Source organism: Microcoleus sp. S13_B4 (genome assembly GCF_036700885.1).
Taxonomy (GTDB): Bacteria; Cyanobacteriota; Cyanobacteriia; order Cyanobacteriales; family Microcoleaceae; genus Microcoleus.
Genome location: NZ_JAUBPU010000012.1, coordinates 40,170 through 61,094, shown reverse-complemented (window position 1 = coordinate 61,094; position 20,925 = coordinate 40,170). Strand labels below are relative to the sequence as shown.

Below are 20,925 nucleotides of genomic sequence, written 5' to 3'. Positions count from 1 at the left end.
TCAACAGCCAACCGTCAACAGTCAACAATTACTAATTTATGAACAATCCGATTATTTGGCTGCACGGCGACTGCTTGAGTCCTGAAGGCCCCGCTTTTCAAGCGCACCCAGAGGCACCCGCCATCTGGGTTTGGGATGATGCACTCATTGATGAATGGCAGTTGAGTCTCAAACGAATGGTGTTTATTTACGAATGTTTGCTGGAGTTGCCTGTAGTTATTCGGCGGGGCGATGTGGCTGCGGAAGTTATCGCTTTTGCGATCGAATCCGGCGCTAATCAAGTGGTGACTGCGGAAAGTCCCAGTCCTCGGTTTCAGGATATTTGCGGGGAAATTAAGCGATCGATCCCTGTAGAAGTTTTGCCACCGGAACCCTTTGTCCGCTACGATGGTTACATTGATTTGAAGCGTTTTTCCCGCTACTGGCGCGTCGCTGAAAAATATGTTTTTTAATTGGGAATTGGGAATTGGCAATTGGCAATAGGAAATTGAAAATAGGTGTTCTTTTCTCTTCTTCCTTCTTCCCTCTTCCTTCTTCCCTCTTCCTTCTTCCTTCTTCCTTCAACTCCCCTTCAAACGCTCCAACAGCCATTGAAATCTCGATTCAGCCAAATCGGGATTTTCGACATTTTCCGGGATAGCCCCCTCGTCGTCGGGTTCTTGATATATTAAACCCTCACTATCATCGCCGAAGCGCTGGACTGTACCCCGCAGTCTCGACGAAAGAAATTTGGTAATCGCGCGATAAAACCGCAGGGAAAAAAGCACGTCTTGCTCTAGTTTTTCAGTTAGCAGCCGCCTCGGAATTGACAGGATGAGGCACTCTTCAATTGCCGTGACGCTAGCAGAAGGAAGCCTCCCGTCTACAAAAGACATTTCGCCCAAAACTTCCCCGGAAATAATTTTTCCAATTTCTTTGTCGCCCAAAGATGATACAGCAACGCTCAAAGTTCCCTCCAGAACTATGTACAGGGCGTCTAAGGGCTTACCTTCGGTGATGAGGGTGGTGCCGGGGAGGATTTGGGTGCGGGTGCCGTTGGCGAGCATCCAATCGATGTCGCGATCGCTCAATTCGCCTAATATGACTAGAACTTTGCTCATAAAGTCAGGTTGAGATGAGATAATTTGTATTTTTTTACTTGTTTAGTTGCGTGCTGTTGTTAGATGGTCAGACCCTGAGCGAAAGCGAAGGCTAAACTTTACAAATAGAACACTAAATTTTACACAATTTTCATAAAATTAAGTAATATTGACACGATCGAGCCACAAATATTTCTCGAATCGGTGGTATTATTCTACATTAATTGTCAGGGACTGTGCAGCAGCCGATCACGTTGTTTTAACTGCACTTGCTTTGGACGGCGGGGGTGGCAAAACTGTTTTGAAAGCTTGTTGTCTCTTGGTTTCGAGCTGGTGCGCCCTCAAAAACCGGATTTTTCCGGCGTGGCTGGGAGTGCAGCGCCCCCAAGTACAGTATTGTAGAATGCAAGCCAGACGCGCGATCGACCCCTCAATTAAACAGGAGCAAGGGTGCAATCACCCCTAGGATTGATTTTTTGCCGATCGATCTGTAAATTAAAATTAGCCTCAAAACCGGGCGTCCGTTCTTGAATCTAATCAGCTTGAGAGTTGACTATTCAACGGTAAAATGCCAATCTAGGAACAACACAACTCATATTTGTGTCTTTTTTTAGCAAAGCTCTTGACGGTCGCCCTCAAACACTTACACTTTTAACACACCCTTCATTGAGGAGTTTCTATGAATAGTCTATTTTCCAAGTCTACTTTTGCGTTAATAAATCTTGCAGCTTTAGCTGTTTGTTGCAGTCCCATGTCAGCGAAAGCTGAAACTGGCAACTTGCCCGATGTCGCTACAACTGCAACAATAGCCGCTCAAAATATTGACCAAATTTCTGAGCCTGCGGCAACTTCAGCAGTTAAACCCGACGCAGAAACAACGGCTAGTAATAAAAAAATTGATTCTATCAGTTGGAGTGAACTAACAGAAGCGGCAGAGCCAGCAGCCTCTGAACCGGCAGCCAACTTGCCAGTATCTATTACTGCACCCGAAAAATCGGCAGCAGCAACATCTGAAATTGGTGGAACAGAAACAGCGCCCAATACCTCCATTGCTGCTGAGACTGAAAAGTCGGAAGAAACCGCTAAAATTGCTGATAATGGTGTCAAAGTGGAGTCAAAAGTCGAGACTGCCAAAAAGAGCGATCGACCTACCTCAATTGTTGCCGAGAGCAATAATCTTGAAGTAACAGCAACGAAGGAAGAAAAAGAAGTCAAAACAGCACAAGAATTGTTGAGCAATCCTGTCAGCACTTCCGCCTCAGCTTTGACAAACCAACCGAAAGTTGCTGAAAAACCAGCAACTGCTTCAGAACCAACTAAAAAAGTGGCTCAAGGAACTCAAATCCGACCAGGCCGAGCAACCCGTTCTGGGCCCAGCTACATCGGCATTGGCGGCAATGTAGGTTTTGGCGGAGATTCAGCTTTAGGCGACGGTTCATTTGCGATTATTAGCAAAATCGGTTTGACGAACAATTTGTCGGTGAGACCGACTGTTTTGTTCCGCGATAACTTAACTCTTTTAGTTCCCGTTACCTTCGATTTTGTATCTCAAGAGACCGTCGAAGTCAGCGAAGATTTTGTGATTAGTGCTGCTCCCTATGCAGGTGCTGGCGTGATAGTTACTACCGGGGATGACGGTAATTTTGGCTTCCTGATTTCGGGGGGTGTAGATGTGCCGCTGACGAGAAATTTTACAGCAACAGCGGGACTGAATATTGGTTTTGTTGACGGAGCTGACGTGGGATTGTTAGTCGGTGTCGGCTATACGTTCCCCAATATGACACGGTAGTGTTGCTGTTTGAGCAAACGCAGGACAAATAAATAAATAGGCGCGGGGTTGGCTGTAGGAATACAGTCAACCCTTTTTGATGATGGAAAATCTGCCTGCCTATGCGATCAATGTAGGGTGCGCCATAAGCACAGACCAGTAATGTAGGGTTTGAAATCTTCGTAGAAACCGGGTTTCTTTACTCGTCCTGGACGCACAACCCCGATAGATGAAGGATAATAGGTCGTTTCAGCCATCAATCTAAGTCCAGAAAGCCGGAATATTCATGACAGCGTGCAAGTCTGATAGTTATATAATAGACAGACTAGCCAAGCGTAAAAAGTAGAATCCTATGCCGCAGGGAATCTTCAACAAAATCCTCAATCAGCTTGACACTCTGGAACTGCTAGAACTACAGCAACTAGAGCGCGCTATAGGGATATATCTGGCCCAGAAAGAACAAACTGCTCAACGGACAAAATTGCACCAAGCGCTGTTAACTTCTGGTTTAGTAAAAAAAATCAAGCATTCTTCTGGGAGTCAGCAAACAGAACGGCGACTAATTCAGGTACAGGGCAAGCCTGTTTCTGAGACAATTATTGAGGAACGCCGCTAGATGACAATTTATTTTGTAGATAGCAGTGCGCTGGTCAAACGCTACATTAATGAAATAGGTTCGGCATGGGTTTTGAGTTTGTGCGATCCTGCACTTAACAACGATATATTGATTGCTGCTATTACAAGTGTTGAAATTGTTGCTGCAATTACCAGAAAGTCGCGCGGCCGAAGTATCAATGCGACAGATGCTACAGCAGCGTGCAATCAGTTCAGGAGTGACCTACAATCTGAGTATCAGGTTGTAGAATTCACCGAAAGCATTATTAACTCTGCAATGGCATTAGCTGAAACCTACGGATTGCGAGGCTATGATGCTGTGCAGCTAGCAACAGGCTGTGGCATAAATAACCTTTGCACAGCTAACAGTTTGCCTGCGATGACTTTTGTATCTGCTGACGGGGAGCTGAATGCAGCAGCAACAAGTGAGGGTTTGATAGTTGAAAATCCCAACAACTACCCGTAAGGTCGCAAGCCCGTACAGTAAAAACCGCACAAATCTCCTTTGTAGCCGAGTATCGGGATGCTCCCGGATCGATCGCACTTTCTCACCAATCACCCGAAAAAACCGTGACCAAAACAGAAATCTTAGCAGCACTCAAAAATCTGACAGCAGAAGAACGCCTAGAAATCATCGAAACAGCTTCGCGGATGATGCGCGAAGAAATAGAAGAAAAAGCCCAGCGCAAAGTTGAGAGAAAACGGAGACTCAGAGCCGCAGCCGAAGCAGCAGTCCCCTTGTATGAACCAGGAGGGCCGCTTCACGATTTGTGGTCGCCCGACAGCGAACCGTATTTCGATTCAGAGGAAGAATACCTGAACGCAGGGGTGAAAACTAATGCGTAAGGGCGCAATTTGGCTTGTCAGACTCGATCCAACGGTGGGAGATGAAATCGGCAAAACTAGACCAGTTGTGGTTGTCAGCGATGATGAAGTGGGAAATTTGCGGCTCAAAGTAATTGTTCCAATTACAGCATGGAACGATCTTTTTTCCCCGCTTGATTGGATGGTGCAGCTCGAACCGACATCAGAAAATGGCTTGGCGAAACTTTCCGCCGCCGATGCTTTTCAAGTCCGTTCCGTTTCCCAACAAAGATTTGTCCGACAACTCGGAACCTTGTCCGAGACAATTATGGAAGAAAGTGCAGAAGCACTGACAATTGTTCTGGATCTGGATTGAATAACTAGGCAACAGCGTACAAATAGTGTTATTTATAGATAGATTGTATGGCGCGATGGCCTAAATGATTCCTCTACAACTTACACTCAAAAATTTTCTCAGCTATCGCGAAGCTGCTTTAGACTTTCGCGGCTTGCACACCGCTTGCATTTGCGGGCCTAACGGTGCTGGCAAATCTTCCCTGTTAGAAGCGATGGCCTGGTCACTTTGGGGCTGTTGTCGCAGCGATACGGAAGACGATATCATCCACATCGGCGAAACTGATGTGCGCGTTGATTTCACTTTCTCCACCGGCGGCCAAATCTATCGCGTGATTCGCAACCGCAGGCGTGGACAATCGGGAAGTTTGGAATTTCAAGTTAGCTTGAATTCTGCCGAGAGCGAGGAAAAACTTAATTTTCGCACGCTCACAGACAAAGGTCTGAGAACAACTCAGCAAAAAATCCTCGAACACATCAAACTCGATTACGATACTTTCATCAACTCGGCGTATTTGCGGCAGGGGCGAGCTGATGAATTTATGCTCAAAAAGCCGATCGAACGCAAACAAGTTTTAGCCAACCTGCTCAAGCTCGATCGCTACGATACTTTATCGGAACAAGCCAAGGAAAAGTCGAGAGAATTTAAAGCCCAAGTAGAAGTTCTCAAACACGGCTTGCAGACAACACAAGAGCAACTGCAACAAAAAGAAGCGATCGTTTCAGAACAAACTCAATTGCAGCAAGCAACCGACTTGCTTCAGCAGCAGCAGCAAGCCGACACAACCGAGTTGCAGCAACTTCAACTCCAGCACCACAACCGCCAAACTTGGCAAAAACTCCTCGCCGGCCACCAGCAACAGCACTACAATATCACTCAAGAATGCCGCCGCTTGCAGCAAGAACTCAGCGCAGCCAAACAGCAGCAAAATGAGCTGCAAGCCCTCCTAGGGCAAGAAAAGGAAATAACAGCAGGGATCGCGTATTTCCAAAGCTTGCAAGCCACAGAAGAAACTCTGGCTGGTAAATTCAAAGCCAATCAACAAGCCCAAAATCAGCGTCAGCAATTGCAAGAACAGCAACGGCAAGAACTCAGCTTTTTGCAAAGCAAAATTCAGCAGTTAGAAGCTCAATTAGAGGTTTTAGAACAAGATGAAAAAGATGTTCTGGAAATTCTCAAACAGCAGCCGGAGGTTGACAAAGGACTCGCGCAGTTGCAAGCAGTTCGATCGCGCCTCAACGAACTAGAGCAACTGCAACTGCAAGTTTCGCCGCTGCTACAACAGCAGCAGCAAAAGCAACAAAAGCTCGATCGCGCCCGCGCCGGTTTAACCGCCCGCTTAGACGAAATCAACCGACAGGTGCAAGTTCAGCAGCAGCAGCGACAGCCACAATTACAGCAGGAAATCTCGGCCATCGCCAATCAAATTTTGCAGTTGGAAAACAAGCGAGTTTATCAGCAGCGCGTTCGCGAAAAAGGTCAAGAAAGGCACGACTTTCTCGGAAACCTGCAAGCCAAAAGCCGCGACTATCAAACCAGACTCGCCGAGATCGACCAAAAACTGCAACTGCTGCGGAAACATGAAGGAGAAACCAGCGCAGGTGAAGGTAAAGCCTCGAATTTTGCGGAAAACGAGCCATCGAATTCGCCTTTAATGGTGCGGGATGCAAATTTTGGCAATTGTCCTTTGTGCGATCGACCTTTAGACGAACACTACTGGAATTTGGTAGTCACAAAACACCACACGCAACAGCAGGAAATTTGGAATCAACTGTGGGTTGTGCGCGAACAGTTGGCCGTCTCTGAGCGCGAAATTCAAGTTCTCAGACATGAATACCGCGAACTAGAAGAGGAATTAGCGCCCTACCAAGAATTGCGAGAACGTCGCAGCCATTTACAAGCACAATTAGATCGACTCAGCCAAGATGAAAATCGGCTGCAAAGTATGCGTCAAGACGCGGCAGAAATAGAGCGGTTGCTACGCACCGGCGAATATGCAGCCGATGACTTGGGCGAACTCCAGCAAATCGAACAGCAACTGCAACAGCTCAATTACAGCGATCGCAGCCACTCCCTCGCCCGCAGCGATGAAAAGCGCTTGCGGTGGGCGGAAATTAAGCAAGCTCAAATCAAAGACGCTCACCAGAAACTGAATAAAATTAATGCCCGCCGCCCGGATTTGCAAACTCAATTAGTCACAGTACAGCAACAGTTAGAACAGCAAAAAAATAGCTCGGAAATACAGCAGAAAATTCTGTCTTTAGATAGATACATTGCGGAAGTTGGCTATAATTTGGAACAGCACGAACACGTCCGCAGCGAAATGCGCCGATCGCAGTTTTGGATCGCCCGCGCCGAAAAATTGCGATCGGCAACTGTGCAGTACCCGCAAGTGCAGCAGCGGGTTAATGAAATAGCAAATTCCATCGCTGTGCGCGATCAAGATTTGCAAGCTGTCAGCGCTCAAACTTCCGCGATGAACCAGCAATTGCAAGAACATCCCGATCCCACAGCCCGCATAAGTGCGATCGAACAGCAAATGGGTCGCCGCCGCCAGCAGTTAGACCAACATTTGGGAAATCTCGGACGCCTCCAGCAGCAGCAGCAAAATCTGGAAAATCTCCAAGTTCAGCTAGTAGCTCAAAAAGAGCAAATGCAAGTTGCTAAACGCCAGCAGCGAGTTTATCAAGAGTTGGGTCAAGCATTTGGTAAAAACGGCATTCAAGCTTTAATGATTGAAAATGTTTTGCCTCAACTCGAAGCAGAAACTAATCAGATATTGTCGAGATTGAGCGCGAATCAATTGCACGTTCAATTTATTACTCAGCGGGCGGCTGCTTCTAAAAAAGCAACTAAATTGATTGACACTTTAGACATTTTAATTGCTGATGCTCGTGGTACTCGCGCCTACGAAACTTACTCGGGCGGTGAAGCTTTTCGGATTAATTTTGCGATTCGGCTGGCGCTGGCGAGACTGCTGTCTCAGCGGGCGGGTACGGCTTTGCAAATGTTGATTATTGATGAGGGATTTGGGACTCAGGATGCTGAAGGGTGCGATCGGCTGATTGCTGCAATTAATGCGATCGCCTCCGACTTCGCCTGCATCCTCACCGTTACCCATATGCCTCACCTGAAAGAAGCTTTTCAAGCCAGGATTGAAGTAAGCAAAACTGCTCAAGGTTCTTCCATCAGCTTATCAATTTAAAAGGGTTGACGAGCCGGATGGAAGGAGGAGAAGAAAAAAAGTTCAATATATCAGTATTTTCACCCTCTGTTTTCTTTGAGCCTTCGGTATTTTCACCTTCTGTTTTCGGGATTAGTGCCTAATGCCTTCGGTTGTACTACTTTCAAACCAAAAGGGAAGTAGGCCCGTGCCCCAAACCATAATGGAATCAGTCCTTGCCAATCTAAAATCTAACATCTAAAATAGTATTAGTCGTCTCCATCGCCGACTTTTGTGGGCTGGTGACTTTGTTAACAAAGCTAAATTAAAAATAAGATTATAGAATAAGAATAGCCTTAAGGTGTTTATAATTTTTTATTCTTCTGTCCGCTCCGAAGAAGCGTGAATATTGCCACAGATGACAACAGACTCTTTTAACCTGTCTCTCCTAGAGCGGGCGATCGCAGCGTCGAGCAACAGCATCCTCATCGCCGATGCTCGCAAGCCTGACACACCTATTATCTACTGCAATCCTGCTTTTGAGAAACTGACCGGTTACAGTGTCGAAGAAGTTATGGGACGCAACTGCCGGTTTTTGCAGGGTCCCGATACCGATCAGGCCGAATTAGACAAACTCCGCAGCAGCTTGCGAGCGGGAACGGAAATTCAGGTAGTTCTCAAAAATTATCGCAAAGACCAAACTCCTTTTTGGAACGAATTAATGGTTTCCCCCATCTTAGACAATGAGGGAAAATTAACTCATTTTATCGGAGTTCAGAACGATATTAGCAAAAGAGTCGCAGCCGAAACAGCCCTCCAAGAAAGCGAAGAAAAATTGCGGGCGATCGCCACTGTGACTCCCGTTCCCATGTCAATTACGCGCCTAGAAGACAGCGTAATTCTGTATGCAAACCCTGCCCTCGGAGAAAGTTTAGGTTTGAGTCCCGAACAACTTATCGGACGCAAAAAAATTGAACTTTATGCCAATATCAATGACCGCCGTCAATTGATAGAATTAGTCAAAGAAAACGGCTTTAGTGACAGCGAAGAAATCTGCCTCAAGAAACCAAACGGCAGTTTGTTTTGGGTAAAAATGTCTATGCGAGCGATTAATTTTAATGGCGAAACCGCAATTTTATCGGCATTTTACGATATTACCGATCGCGTAGAAGCAGAAACAGCACTACGGCAAAGCGAAGCAAGGTTTCAAAAACTAGCCGCCAACCTTCCCGGAATGATTTATCAATTTCAGTTAGCAACAGACGGCACTGTGTCATTCCCCTACGTCAGTTCCGGCTGCCGCGAACTCTGGGAATTAGAACCAGAGGTACTCCAAAATTCAGCTATTCCCGCTATCGAAATCATTCATCCAGAGGATGCGCCCAGCTTCCACGAATCAGTTGCTATATCAGCTAAAACTTTAGAACCTTGGCGGTGGGAAGGCAGATTAGTTTTTCCGGGCGATCGGATTAAGTGGATTAGCGGGGCTTCCCGGCCAGAACCGGGCGAAAAAGATGACATTATTTGGGACGGCTTGTTGATTGACATTAGCGATCGCAAACTTGCAGAATTAGCACTGCGGCAAAGCGAAGCCAGATTCAAAAAAATGGCCGCCAACGTGCCGGGAATGATTTATCAATACTTGCTGCATCCCGACGGTTCCGATCAATTCATTTATGTCAGTTCCGGCTGTTGGGAACTCTACGAATTAGATCCCGAAAAAGTTCAACAAAACTCCGATTTGATTTGGGCAACGGTGCATCCAGAAGACCTAAAAACCCTGTTAGAATCAATCGCAATTTCCGGCAAAACTTTAAAACCTTGGATATATGAAGGGCGGATCGTAACCGGATCGGGAAAACTAAAATGGATTCGCGGCATCGCTCGCCCCGAACTGCAACCGGGCGGCGATATACTGTGGGAAGGAGTGACAATCGACATCAGCGATCGCAAGCTAGCAGAAATCGCCCTCAGCGAATCAAAAATAGCCCTGCAACAAGCCAATCAAGAACTTGAAAAGCGCGTCCTAGAACGCACGGAGGCCTTGGAAACATCCCAAAAAATGCTGTGGTTGGTAATCAATAACATTCCTCAGTTAATCGCCTGGAAAGATCGAGATTTAGTTTACTTGGGAGGCAACAAAAACTTTGCCAACGTCGCAGGTTTCAATCACCCCAGTGAAATAGCGGGTCTCACCGACTTCGATATGCCTTGGAAGCCCGAAGAAACAGAATTTTTTCGATCCTGCGATCGGCGCATCATGGCAACAAACACCCCCGAATATCACATCATAGAATTCCAAATGCAAGCCGACGGTACCCAGCGCTGTCTGGATACAAATAAAATACCTTTACACGACAATTACGGCAATGTTGTCGGCATTTTGTCTACGTTTGAAGACATCACCGACAGGCTTTCCCTAGCAGCTCAACTCCGGGCCAGCGAGGAACTATTTCGCACAATTTTTGAAGATGCACCCATCGCTATCTACTTAGCCAACTTAGACGATTACAAGTTAGTGCGAGTCAATAAAACTTACTGCGAAATGCTGGGATATACCGCCGAAGAATTGCTGAGCAAAACATTTATAGAACTTGGGCACCCCGAAGATAATCAAAAAGATATCCAAGTTGCTGATTCTCTTGAGCGGGGAGAAATTACTAGCTATCAAATTGAAATCCGCCAGCTTGCCGGTACAGGTAAAATTGTTTGGGTAAACGTGACAGCTACTTTGATTCGAGACGCGGAAGGAAAAGCTATTTATAAATTAGGGATGATTGAAAATATAACTAACCGCAAAATTTCCGCCGCCGCACTGCAAGCTTCCGAATCTCAATTAAGAAAACAAGCAGCCCAATTGCAAGAAGCCTACGAACAGCTACAAAACGCTCAAATCCAATTAGTTCAATCAGAAAAAATGTCGAGCCTCGGTCAGATGGTGGCTGGGATCGCCCACGAAATCAACAATCCAGCAACTTTTATTAACGGCAATATTTCTCACACATACAACTATTTTCAGGATTTAATAGAACTGTTGAATCTCTACCAGGAATGCTACCCGTCCCCAGTTCCTCAGATTGCTGAAAAAGTTAAGGATCTAGAGTTAGATTTCCTGAAAGAAGATTTGCCAAGAATGCTAAATTCCATGACAGTAGGAGTAGAAAGAATCAGTAAAATTGTGTTGTCGCTGCGGAACTTTTCGCGACTGGATGAATCCGAAATGAAGTTGGTAAACCTTCACGAAGGAATTGATAGCACGCTGTTAATTTTGCAGCACCGCTTGCATCAGGAAAGTCAAAAAAGCAGAATTGAAATTATTAAAGAATACGGAAAAATATCGAAAAGTTACTGTTGTCCGGGGCAGTTAAATCAGGTATTTCTCAACATTATCAGCAATGCGATCGACGCTCTAGAAAACCAACCGCAACCTCGGACGATCGTGATTCGCACCCTCATGAAAAAAGGCGGGTTGAACTGCGACCCTAAAAGTCAGCTCAGTCATTGCGATCGTATCGTCGTTTGCATCGCCGACAGTGGCCCGGGAATGACCGAAGAGGTTCGCAAGCGACTATTTGACCCCTTCTTCACCACCAAACCCGTAGGGTCTGGAACTGGCTTAGGATTATCCATCAGCCATCAAATTGTGGTAGAAAAACATAGGGGAAGCCTGCGGTGCATCTCAGCGCCCGGACAGGGAGCGGAATTCTGGATTGAAATCCCCTGCTGAGCGATCGTCCATTAATCTATAGGCCGAAACAAATCGCACTCAGCGGTGTGCTAATCTGCTGCCCTTATTCGCTAGGCAATTATGCTGAAAAAACTACCTTTATCCTGGTCTCGCTACATTCCAGCCGGGTTGACGCTGGCTTTGGGTGTCGGACTGTCGATCCTGGCATTCGCCTTGGTTTGGGACTGGGAAGACAAGCGCCGCGACTACGAAATGCAGCGCCGCATCGACGATATTTCGATCGGCATCGAACGCCAGCTCAACTCCGACTTAGATACTGTTCTCGCTCTCAGCGACTACATGAAAGCCTTCAGCGCCGTCGAGCGTTCCTCTTTTGCCCGGTTTGTTGCTCGGCCCCTATCCGTCCACCCCAGCCTGCAACTCCTGGCTTGGGCCCCCCGCGTCCCCAATTCGCAGCGGCGCAACTACGAAACCAAAGCTAGAACCGAAACAGAGCCCAGCTTCGAGATTACAGAGCGCGGCCCGCGAGGAGAACTCCGCAAGGCCCTCCAGCGTTCCGAATACTTCCCGGCTTTCTACGTCGAACCACCAGCCGGAAACGAGACAGTATTAGGCTTTGACCTCGCCTCCCACCCAGAAATCCGCGTCGCGCTCGATCGAGGGCGCGATACAGGAGAAATGATGGTCACCAACTACATCGGCTTAACTCATGGCAATTCCCCCGAACAGGGTCTTTTGGGCATAGTTCCGATTTACGAAAACAGCAGTAAACCCACTACCCTGGAATCCCGTCGCCAACTGCTACAAGGATTTGTTCTGGGCGTATTTCGAGACAAAGATATTTTCCAAATCTCTTTAAAAGGACGCAATACTGACTACCTCAATATTTATCTCGTTAGCGAGACTCCAGACAAGCAAGAAGCACCGTCGCTGTTACCCCAAACGGGGAAACCAGTTCTCAAAAATCTCCCTGCTGAGCGCCAAATTCAGCAATTTGCGGTGCAGTTCCAATCCGCGAGCCAACAAGTGCTTCCAGCATCAGCCACTGCTGACCGATCCCTGATGCAAAACTGCCCGATTCTTGACAATCCAGGCCCGAACTATACAGCTTGCAGAAGGCGGCTGAAAATTAGCGGCCGCCAGTGGTCTATGTACGTGTCTGCAACGCCGGAAATTCGGAGGATTCGCAAGCACTGGCGCTCTTGGGGAACTCTGACGATGGGGATGCTGTGGACTTTGATTCCGGTGACATATATGCTGACAGCTTTGAGCCGCACCGCCCAAATCGAAAAGCTAGCCCGAGAAAGAATTCGCCAAGCCGAACAGTTGCAGGCTGCTTACCTACAGTTGGAACTCGAACAAGCTAAATCTGAGCAATTGCTGCTGAACGTTTTGCCGGCAGCGATCGCCCTGCGTTTGAAGGACAATGAACACAATATCGCCGAAAGTTTTGCGGAAGTAACTGTGATGTTTGCCGACATTGTGGGGTTTACAGAGCTTTCGTCGAGAATTTCAGCGACGGCGGTGGTGGAAGTGCTCAACGATATTTTTTCGGCTTTTGACCACTTGGCTGATCGCCACGGTTTGGAGAAAATTAAGACTATTGGTGACGCTTACATGGTTGTCGGCGGTTTGCCTACGGCCAGAGAGGATCACGCGGAGGCGGTTGCGAACATGGCGATCGATATGTTGCACGAAATTCGGCTCCTGAGTTTAGAGCATTTGGAACCTTTCAGCATTCGGATCGGGATTAGCAGTGGCCCTGTCGTTGCCGGCGTCATCGGCTTAAAAAAGTTTATTTACGACCTCTGGGGCGACACAGTAAATATTGCTTCGCGCATGGAATCCCACGGGATTACCGGCTGCATTCAAGTGACCGCCGAAACCTACGAGATATTAAAAGATAAATATACTTTTCAGAAGCGCGGTGCCATTCAAATCAAGGGCAAGGGATACATGGTTACTTATTTGCTGACTGGGAAAAAAGATTATTGATCCCGCGCAAAAACGGATACAAGCCTCGGACTCGCCGAGCGACTAAGACTTTCGATCGCCAAGCTAAAATAGTGTAAGCTCAAGGTATTCTATCACGCCTGCACCAACTGAGGAAAAACCATGACGACGCTGCTAATCCAAACCGAAAGCGTCCCAATGACGGTCAATTTCCCTGCGATCCAATCGATGACTGTTGAACAGTTCTATGAATTCTGTCTAGTTAATCGCGATTTGAGAATTGAGCGTACAGCCAGTGGGGAAGTCATTATCATGTCACCCGCCTTTTCAGATACAGGGAATCGAAACGGTAAGATTGCCCTACAATTGGGGAACTGGGCAGAACAAGATGGCACAGGTGAAACGTTTGACTCCAGTGCAGGCTTTACCTTGCCGAATGGAGCAACCCGCTCTCCCGATGCCTCATGGATTAAACTAGAGCGCTGGAATGCCTTAACTGAAGAACAAAAAGCCTCATTCGCACCGATTTGTCCAGACTTTGTGATTGAATTGCGGTCTGCTAGTGACACTCTCAAGGGATTGCAAAACAAGATGCAAGAATATATTGAGAACGGTGTATCACTCGGCTTTTTGCTCGATCGCAAAAGCAGAAAAGTCTACATCTACCGTCCCGATCGCGAACCTGAAATATTAGATAATCCTCAAACAGTCAGCGGCGATCCAGAGTTACCGGGATTTGTCTTGCGGATGGCAAAAATCTGGTGATTTAGATTGTTACACCATGACGGAAGACATCAATTCATCTGTCATTTCAAAATTCGCCGTCACGCTTTGCACGTCGTCCAAATCTTCCAGTGCATCCATTAACTTAAGGAGCGATCGAGCTTTTTCAGGAGTGTCTATTTCCACTGTATTGCTCGGAATCCAGCGATTTTCCGACTGCAAAACTGCAAATTTTTTTTGTTTCAAAATATCAGCCAGTTGTTCCAAATGAGCCACACTTGTAAATACCTCTGCACCTTCAGTATCCTCATCAATTAATATCAAATCATAAGATTCCGCAGCCGCCTCTAGCGACGCTTCAAACAATTGTTCCTCATCAATCGGGCCGCGTACTGTACAAACTCCTTTGTGGTCAAACATCCAGCCCACACAACCAGTTTCGCCCAGGTTGCCGCCATTTTTAGTAAAAGCTTCTCGCAAGTCAGCCGCTGTGCGGTTGCGATTGTCTGTCAGCGCTTCAATCAGGATAGCAACTCCGCCAACGCCGTAACCTTCGTAGCGAATAGCTTCTAATTCCGAACTTCCCCCCGCCAAGCCAGCACCTTTGGCGATCGCCCTTTCTATGTTTTCATTAGGAATATCCGCCGCCTTGGCTTTTTCAATAGCCGTCCGCAGTTGAAAATTGCCAGCGGGATCGGGAACTCCGCTGCGGGCCGCGACAATAATTTCGCGAGATATTCTAGCAAAAACCTTGCCTTTAACGGCATCAACTCTAGCTTTTTGGCGTTTAATATTCGCCCACTTACTGTGTCCAGCCATACCGATTTGAGATTTTCGATTTAAAATTTGCGATCGAGATTAAACAATAACACCCAGAGTCGGACTAATCAGATTAACGTAGGATGCACCTCGGCGCACCTTACACACATAGCATAAAATGCGATTTTTAGCACGAATCTCAACTTTAATTAAACCGGATAACGGCTTCAGAGTCAGTCAGGTGAGAAGTATCGCCATTAAGTGCGATCGACCATTCTCCCTCACCCCGCACCACTTTCACCAAACAGCACAAAGAAGCGTTAATTTCCGTTTCAGCACAGCCCACCAGCCCGATCGCAGTTCCTAAAACCGACGCACCGTGACCTACCAATAACATATCTTCGGGAAACTCAGCCGCGAGGCGTTTAGCAGTTTCCCCCGCCCTTTTGAAACAAGCTTCCCCAGTTTCGGGATAATTAGCAATACCGCCTTTATAGGAAGCATCAATCCTGGGAAAACGCCTGCACAAAGCTTCGACGGACTCAGTTTCTGGCATTTCTGTCATCCATTCTGGATTCAGCCATTCGCACAGTCCCCACTCTAGTTTAATTGACAAATCGAGAGCTTCGGCCGCGTGATTAGCTGTTTGGACAGTTCGCAGAAAAGGAGAAGCAAAAATATGAGAAATTCCCTCTCCTTTGAGGCGATTGGCGAGTTGTTTCGCTTGAATGTGACCGTCTTCGGAAAGGTGGGGATCGTAGCGGCGTTCTGCGGTGAGAAACCAGTCGGGGTTAACGAAGTCGATGCGGTTTCCGTGTCGTGCGATCCAGACTGTTTGGGGCATGAGTTGGTTTGAGTTTTGCTTCTAGATGTAATATTATATCAAAGTTTGGTAATTTGATTGGTTGCGAAGCTATTGATGAGATTTTTTTTAACCGCAGATGCACGCAGATAGACGCAGATGGATAGCGGATGGGGTAAGGAGTTATAGGGTGCGATCGTGTTTTTAATTTTACAATGGATTTTGCCATGTATTCAAAATCAGGTACGCGATCAAGCTTTTTCTCGATATCTTGAAAAAGTCGCCAAATATCTTGAAAGGCATCTGCGTTAATCTGCTGTTTCCAGATTTAGGAAATAAGTCTACTCACCATATTTTTATTTCATTCCGCGTGGGGGGATAAAAGTTTGTAGAGCCGCGAATTACATTCGCCCCCTAACTCGCAGCATCTTATTCCCGCCTTTTTGAAACTCATAGGGAGCCTCTTGAATTTCTACACTAAAACCTCTCTTTTTCAATTCCGTGAGAATCGGGTTTAAGTGATCTGATTCCTCCCCGCTAAAACTCTGCAATAGAGGGAATACCCGGACTTCCTTCGCAACCCGACACATTTCTGTAATTGCTTCTAGATGAAATTCTTCGGAAAGCAGGTGAGAATAAGCAAATAAGAAATGGCTGCACAAAGCTAAATCGAATTGGCCGTTCTCGAAAGGCAAAACTGGCAGCTCAGCATTCAGGTAGCGGCCTTGCTGCAAGCCTGATGGAAAATCTTCTAAAAATTCCTGCATCGCCTTCATTCGCACTTCGCCTAGCTGGTACGGCGATTCAAAATTATTCCAGAGATAGCCATCTACATTTGCCTTAACAGCATCAATCACAGTTTGATATGTTTCTTGGATACGATCGCCAATTTCCACCGCAGTAAACTGATAAACTGGATCGCAAGAAATTACCTTTTTACCTTGGCGAGTCATTTCGGCATTGAAACTCGCCGGGCCGCCCGCGCAATCAAGAATTGCTAGGTTGAGGTCACTTGATGTCAAGCTAAACATTCCTATGTATTCATCCAAGCAGCGTCCCCAGGGAATTACTTTATCCAATTTTAGTGACACTTGTCTTTGTCCCGCAGATAGAATTATCTAATATTTTACCTCAAATTAGGGCGTTTTTTTCCTATCTCCTTTCTGTGGCGGGTTGATTTGTATCCCGAGTTATGTACCAAGAGTTGTGATCAAACGAGATCCTAATCCTGAGAACAGTTGGCGGGCTTTACACTTTCTTTACAAAGAGGGGGCAAAATAGTTAAGTGCGATCGCACAATTTTTATGATTCCACCTGTGGATTTTGCAGCGAACCGAGGCTACACTTGACAGCAGGGAAAATAAACTAAAATCAACTAGCTAAATTGCTCTTGTTCATTGGCAGGCTGCAACCAGGGAAGAAAGATGAAACATACCGTTCAAACCGCTACAAGTCTGAGTTTGTCAGCACTCCTGGTGCTATTGAGTTCGCTACCCAGTAGAGCTCAGTTGCCTGCCATCAGAAATCCTGCGCCCGCTAGGAACCCAAACCAACCGAGAGTACCGCCGCCGCCACCTCCGGGTTCGAGTTTGCCGCCGATCGGCAATCTTGGTTCGCTGACACAAGAAGCAGCTTATACTTTAGGCCCGGGTGATCGCATTGCTTTAGATATCTTCGGCGTCCCTGAATTCAGCAAGGAATATCAAGTATTAGTTGACGGGACGCTCAATTTGCCAATCATTCGCAGCGTCTCAATTCAAGGGTTGACGCTGCAACAAGCCGCTAACGTGATTACCAAGCGATACGAACCCTTCATCAATGTTCCTGTTGTTACCGTGACTGTGATCGTCGCCCGCCCCCTAAATATAGGTCTTGCCGGCGAAGTTACTCGCCCCGGTTCCTACAAGATTAATCCCACTAGAGAAGGAGGAGGAGTAAAATTCCCGACTTTGATGGAAATGCTGCAACTTGCAAAAGGCGTGACATCAGCAGGAGATATGCGAAATGTCCAAATTCGCCGTCCCCGCAGAGGCGGGCCGGAGCAAGTTACTACGGTAGATTTGCAGGATTTTTTAGAGACGGGAAATTTGCGTCAAGATGTCACCATTCGAGATGGAGATACAATTTTTGTACCGACAGCAAGTGCCCTTAATACTCAAGAAGTCCGTCAAAGAGCCAGTGCTAATTTTTCCGCTGATATTACTAAACCAATTGGCGTGGTAATTGTCGGGGAAGTGAACCGACCGGGGCCTTATACTGTATTTGCTTCGGATGTGCGATCGACCAACCAACAAACAGAGTTAAGTTTTGTATCTATCGACCAACAGCAAGGAGCAGTTGTAGGCTTACCAACAATAACTAGAGCATTGAAAATTGCTGGTGGTATCACTACAGAAGCTGACATTCGCCGCGTGCAAATCCGCCGCCGAGTCAGAGGTGGCACCGAACAAACTATCATGGTAAATCTGTGGGATTTGCTGCAAAAAGGCGACGCAACTCAAGATATTTTGCTCCAAGAAGGAGATAGCGTCATTATCCCGACGGCAGCTAATGTAGACTTAGCTGAAGTTTCTCAAGTCGCAAATAGCAGTTTTTCTCCGAACGCGATTAGCATCAATATTGTAGGAGAAGTAATTAGGCCTGGGGCTTTGCAGGTGCGGCCTAGTACATCCCTGCACCAAGCTTTGCTCACCGCAGGCAGTTTCAATCAATTGCGGGCTAAAAAAGACAAGGTAGAACTATTGCGTTTGAACCCCAACGGTACTGTGTCTCGCCGCACGATAGAGGTGGATTTTGCTCAAGGGTTGAATCCTAATAATAACCCAACTCTTCGCAACAACGATGTGATTCTAGTAGCGCGATCGGGCTATGCTAGGGTAGGAGACAATATCAACAGTTTTTTGCAGCCGATCGCAGGAGCTGCAACGGGGATCAGCGCTGTTAGCGGCGTTTTTACGGGGTTTCAAGCAACTATCAACGCTTTTCAAAACTTATTTTTGGGAGGGGATTTCGAGCGTAAGAATCAACTCAGACAGATTCGCGAACAACGTCAAGACAGACAAGAGCAGCGTGAAGACAGACAGCTAGAAAGAGAGATACAGCGTCAAGATAGATTGCAGCAAGCAGAAGACAGAAGACTGCAACTTGAAGACAGACAGCGGCAAATAGATCTTCAGAATCAGCAGCTTCTGATTCAACAGCAGCAACTTCAGCTCCAAAATCAGCAGCCGCAGCAAATTCAGCCACAAACTACGACAACCACTCCTTGATATCTAGTCAGGTAAAATAACCCTTATAAGTTTGTAGTGAGGACTTCAGTCCTCCCTGCAAAAAAATTGATTGGGGTCGTTGAGTTCAAAACACACGATTAAAGTCCGCAAGGAATTTAAAGTAATAATTTAAACACATATAGCAATCATAAGTGATTTTCTAGATATGTAAAATCTGAAAGTCTTGCTATACAAGAAGTCTAGGAAGACAAGAGGGCGTTGTGTTGTGAGACTCAGATCGGATTGCTATTTTATTTCATAAAAATTGCGAGTTGTTAAGGGAGGATGCACAATATTTAACAAAACTTTTCTGTATATATCTAAACCTTTGGCATTGAGATGAACCCCGTCTATTGTTAAATCTGCATTGAGAGCTTTTTCCTTAAACAATGCTTGTATGCCACTAGATTCCACAGGAATATTTTCGTCTGCCGCTACTTTATCAATGAGAACATTAATTTCGTCTACTCTGGCAATTGTTCCTGCAAATTTAGGATTGTAGCTAGCAGCAAGAGTTGAGTAAAAAGCAGGAATCAGAATAATCTGTTTGGTTCCGAGCGATCGCATCACGGCGATCGCCTGTTTCAAATTGCTGACAAACTGCTCGTCGCTAATGCCGTACATAGCATCATTTGTGCCGATCGCCACAATCGCTTTTTCGCAGGTAAACCGCTGCGGTACTAAAAGTTTAAGCTGTTCTAGCAGCGAAACTGAACTCATCCCTCCGATGGCAAAATTAAAATTTTCTGCTCCCAAAGAGTCTCCCAGAGCCGAGGAAATAGAATCGCCCCACACACACCCTTGATATTGCCGTTCTTTAATTTGTTGTACCTGATTGTACACAGCAACTTGCCACCACAGGGCAGAACTAACTGTATCTCCCGAAGGTTGCGGGTTAGCTAAAACCCGAAAGGGGACGTAAGCCGACAACAACAAAGCCAACACGACGGCAAATAACCTAAATTTAACTTTCATAAAACTTACTGCTACTCTTGCTCCTAGTTTAGTTTATACTATTCCTTTAATCAGCAGTCATAATTTATGCAAATTTAGCGAAATTGCGATCGTCTTTTCAGGATAATTAATCAACCTTTCGGCCGCAACAACTCCGGCTGCAAAACCTGATTTAATTTGCCGCTGCGAAACCCCTCCAAATCCAAAGTCGCGTACATAAAACCAAACTCTTGAAACACCGCCACCAAGGCAGGCAAATCCGTATTTACCACAAACTCCTGAATCTCCTCAGCAGGCAACTCAATGCGCGCCGTATCTCCATCCGATCGCACTCGCAAATTTTTCAGTCCCAACTGTCGCAAATAGCGTTCAGCGCGCCCCACTCTTTGCAACTTTCCAACAGTGATTTCTTCGCCGTAAGGAAAGCGCGAACTCAAACAAGGTTGAGCCGGTTTGTCCCACCAAGGCAAACCCAATTCTTTTGCCAATTGCCGCACTTCAAACTTAGTAATTCCTACTTCTGCTAAAGGCGATCGCGCGCCGCGTTCCTTTGCAGCCTGAATTCCGGGACGGTAATCCTTTAAATCGTCAGCATTAACCCCGTCCACCACATAAGGATAACCCTTTGCTAGTGCTAGCGGTTTCAAAGTATCGTGCAGTTCGCTTTTGCAGAAGTAGCAGCGGTTAACCGGGTTAGAAGTGTAATTTGGATTTGCCATTTCCTGAGTTTCTACTTCCTGGTGGGCAATGCCAATTTCTGCTGCTTGAATCCGTGCATCTTCTAAATCTTCTGGCAGTAAAGACGGCGAAACAGCCGTTACTGCCAAAGCGCGATCGCCCAACACATCAAAAGCGATTTTTGCTACCAAAGTGCTGTCAATTCCGCCGGAGTAGGCAATCAAAGCCCGTTCCATCTGTGCGAAAATATCTTGTAATTGTTGGAGTTTTTCTACTAACATAATTTCAACTTTTTGTTAAAAACAGAGAAGTAAG

At 46.4% G+C, this 20,925-nt stretch carries 18 protein-coding genes; 12 read left to right on the top strand and 6 right to left on the bottom strand.

Annotation, left to right across the window (positions count from 1 at the left end):
* The first annotated feature begins 38 nt into the window (after positions 1-38).
* Positions 39-452, top strand: coding sequence for a hypothetical protein (locus QT994_RS09755; RefSeq protein ID WP_333173835.1), 414 nt, complete (start codon positions 39-41; stop codon positions 450-452).
* 108 nt (positions 453-560) lie between these two features.
* Here QT994_RS09755 and QT994_RS09750 read toward each other — a convergent pair whose 3' ends face one another.
* Positions 561-1,100: a cyclic nucleotide-binding domain-containing protein gene (locus QT994_RS09750; RefSeq protein ID WP_333048137.1), complete on the bottom strand. Its 540-nt coding sequence runs from the start codon at positions 1,098-1,100 to the stop codon at positions 561-563.
* Positions 1,101-1,248: 148 nt separating this feature from the next.
* Between QT994_RS09750 and QT994_RS09745 the strand changes: the two genes are divergently transcribed.
* From QT994_RS09745 to QT994_RS09700, 10 genes are all read left to right on the top strand, one after another.
* Complete coding sequence (locus QT994_RS09745) at positions 1,249-1,545, top strand: hypothetical protein (RefSeq protein ID WP_333173833.1); 297 nt, start codon at positions 1,249-1,251, stop codon at positions 1,543-1,545.
* Positions 1,546-1,758: 213 nt separating this feature from the next.
* Positions 1,759-2,868: a hypothetical protein gene (locus QT994_RS09740; protein WP_333173830.1), complete on the top strand. Its 1,110-nt coding sequence runs from the start codon at positions 1,759-1,761 to the stop codon at positions 2,866-2,868.
* Between the two features lie 331 nt (positions 2,869-3,199).
* Positions 3,200-3,463 (top strand): hypothetical protein, encoded by a 264-nt coding sequence (locus QT994_RS09735; protein ID WP_333025420.1) that lies wholly within the window; start codon positions 3,200-3,202, stop codon positions 3,461-3,463.
* On the top strand, positions 3,464-3,928 hold the full coding sequence (locus tag QT994_RS09730) for a type II toxin-antitoxin system VapC family toxin (protein ID WP_333173827.1): 465 nt from the start codon (positions 3,464-3,466) through the stop codon (positions 3,926-3,928).
* Between the two features lie 104 nt (positions 3,929-4,032).
* On the top strand, positions 4,033-4,308 hold the full coding sequence (locus tag QT994_RS09725; protein WP_333173825.1) for a hypothetical protein: 276 nt from the start codon (positions 4,033-4,035) through the stop codon (positions 4,306-4,308).
* Positions 4,301-4,642, top strand: coding sequence for a type II toxin-antitoxin system PemK/MazF family toxin (locus tag QT994_RS09720; protein WP_333048127.1), 342 nt, complete (start codon positions 4,301-4,303; stop codon positions 4,640-4,642). Before QT994_RS09725 ends, QT994_RS09720 begins: the two co-directional genes overlap by 8 nt.
* Before the next feature lie 64 nt (positions 4,643-4,706).
* The gene (locus QT994_RS09715; protein WP_333173822.1) at positions 4,707-7,826 is read left to right on the top strand and encodes an AAA family ATPase; all 3,120 of its coding nucleotides are present in this window, start codon (positions 4,707-4,709) and stop codon (positions 7,824-7,826) included.
* A gap of 376 nt (positions 7,827-8,202) precedes the next feature.
* On the top strand, positions 8,203-11,511 hold the full coding sequence (locus QT994_RS09710) for a PAS domain S-box protein (RefSeq protein ID WP_333173820.1): 3,309 nt from the start codon (positions 8,203-8,205) through the stop codon (positions 11,509-11,511).
* Positions 11,512-11,592: 81 nt separating this feature from the next.
* Positions 11,593-13,467 carry an adenylate/guanylate cyclase domain-containing protein gene (locus tag QT994_RS09705; RefSeq protein ID WP_333173817.1) on the top strand — a complete coding sequence of 625 codons (1,875 nt, stop codon included), beginning with the start codon at positions 11,593-11,595 and terminating at the stop codon, positions 13,465-13,467.
* A 120-nt stretch (positions 13,468-13,587) separates the two neighbouring features.
* Positions 13,588-14,190 (top strand): Uma2 family endonuclease, encoded by a 603-nt coding sequence (locus tag QT994_RS09700; RefSeq protein ID WP_333173815.1) that lies wholly within the window; start codon positions 13,588-13,590, stop codon positions 14,188-14,190.
* Between the two features lie 9 nt (positions 14,191-14,199).
* On the opposite strand, the gene QT994_RS09695 is transcribed toward QT994_RS09700, so the two are convergent.
* The 3 genes from QT994_RS09695 to QT994_RS09685 form a co-directional block, all read right to left on the bottom strand.
* Entirely contained in the window at positions 14,200-14,967 is a 768-nt protein-coding gene (locus QT994_RS09695; protein ID WP_333173813.1) for a YebC/PmpR family DNA-binding transcriptional regulator, read from the bottom strand.
* Positions 14,968-15,112: 145 nt separating this feature from the next.
* Positions 15,113-15,751, bottom strand: a complete 639-nt coding sequence (locus QT994_RS09690; RefSeq protein WP_333173811.1) for a histidine phosphatase family protein — start codon at positions 15,749-15,751, stop codon at positions 15,113-15,115.
* A gap of 359 nt (positions 15,752-16,110) precedes the next feature.
* A complete protein-coding gene (locus tag QT994_RS09685) occupies positions 16,111-16,800 on the bottom strand; it encodes a class I SAM-dependent methyltransferase (protein WP_333173809.1) in 690 nt (229 codons plus the stop codon).
* A 333-nt stretch (positions 16,801-17,133) separates the two neighbouring features.
* On the opposite strand from QT994_RS09685, the gene QT994_RS09680 reads away from it, so the two are divergent.
* Complete coding sequence (locus tag QT994_RS09680; protein ID WP_333173806.1) at positions 17,134-18,978, top strand: polysaccharide biosynthesis/export family protein; 1,845 nt, start codon at positions 17,134-17,136, stop codon at positions 18,976-18,978.
* Between the two features lie 246 nt (positions 18,979-19,224).
* Here QT994_RS09680 and QT994_RS09675 read toward each other — a convergent pair whose 3' ends face one another.
* Together QT994_RS09675 and larE are read right to left on the bottom strand one after the other, a co-directional pair.
* The gene (locus QT994_RS09675; protein ID WP_333173804.1) at positions 19,225-19,953 is read right to left on the bottom strand and encodes an SGNH/GDSL hydrolase family protein; all 729 of its coding nucleotides are present in this window, start codon (positions 19,951-19,953) and stop codon (positions 19,225-19,227) included.
* A gap of 110 nt (positions 19,954-20,063) precedes the next feature.
* Entirely contained in the window at positions 20,064-20,891 is an 828-nt protein-coding gene (larE, locus tag QT994_RS09670) for an ATP-dependent sacrificial sulfur transferase LarE (protein WP_333173802.1), read from the bottom strand.
* Positions 20,892-20,925: the final 34 nt, after the last annotated feature.

Coding starts and splice junctions, on each gene's coding strand:
- QT994_RS09695 (WP_333173813.1), bottom strand. CDS start 14,967: ATGGCTGGACACAGTAAGTGGGCGAATATTAAACGCCAAAAAGCTAGA.
- QT994_RS09690 (WP_333173811.1), bottom strand. CDS start 15,751: ATGCCCCAAACAGTCTGGATCGCACGACACGGAAACCGCATCGACTTC.
- QT994_RS09715 (WP_333173822.1), top strand. CDS start 4,707: ATGATTCCTCTACAACTTACACTCAAAAATTTTCTCAGCTATCGCGAA.
- QT994_RS09705 (WP_333173817.1), top strand. CDS start 11,593: ATGCTGAAAAAACTACCTTTATCCTGGTCTCGCTACATTCCAGCCGGG.
- QT994_RS09735 (WP_333025420.1), top strand. CDS start 3,200: ATGCCGCAGGGAATCTTCAACAAAATCCTCAATCAGCTTGACACTCTG.
- QT994_RS09720 (WP_333048127.1), top strand. CDS start 4,301: ATGCGTAAGGGCGCAATTTGGCTTGTCAGACTCGATCCAACGGTGGGA.
- QT994_RS09680 (WP_333173806.1), top strand. CDS start 17,134: ATGAAACATACCGTTCAAACCGCTACAAGTCTGAGTTTGTCAGCACTC.
- larE (WP_333173802.1), bottom strand. CDS start 20,891: ATGTTAGTAGAAAAACTCCAACAATTACAAGATATTTTCGCACAGATG.
- QT994_RS09700 (WP_333173815.1), top strand. CDS start 13,588: ATGACGACGCTGCTAATCCAAACCGAAAGCGTCCCAATGACGGTCAAT.
- QT994_RS09730 (WP_333173827.1), top strand. CDS start 3,464: ATGACAATTTATTTTGTAGATAGCAGTGCGCTGGTCAAACGCTACATT.
- QT994_RS09755 (WP_333173835.1), top strand. CDS start 39: ATGAACAATCCGATTATTTGGCTGCACGGCGACTGCTTGAGTCCTGAA.
- QT994_RS09750 (WP_333048137.1), bottom strand. CDS start 1,100: ATGAGCAAAGTTCTAGTCATATTAGGCGAATTGAGCGATCGCGACATC.
- QT994_RS09740 (WP_333173830.1), top strand. CDS start 1,759: ATGAATAGTCTATTTTCCAAGTCTACTTTTGCGTTAATAAATCTTGCA.
- QT994_RS09675 (WP_333173804.1), bottom strand. CDS start 19,953: ATGAAAGTTAAATTTAGGTTATTTGCCGTCGTGTTGGCTTTGTTGTTG.
- QT994_RS09710 (WP_333173820.1), top strand. CDS start 8,203: ATGACAACAGACTCTTTTAACCTGTCTCTCCTAGAGCGGGCGATCGCA.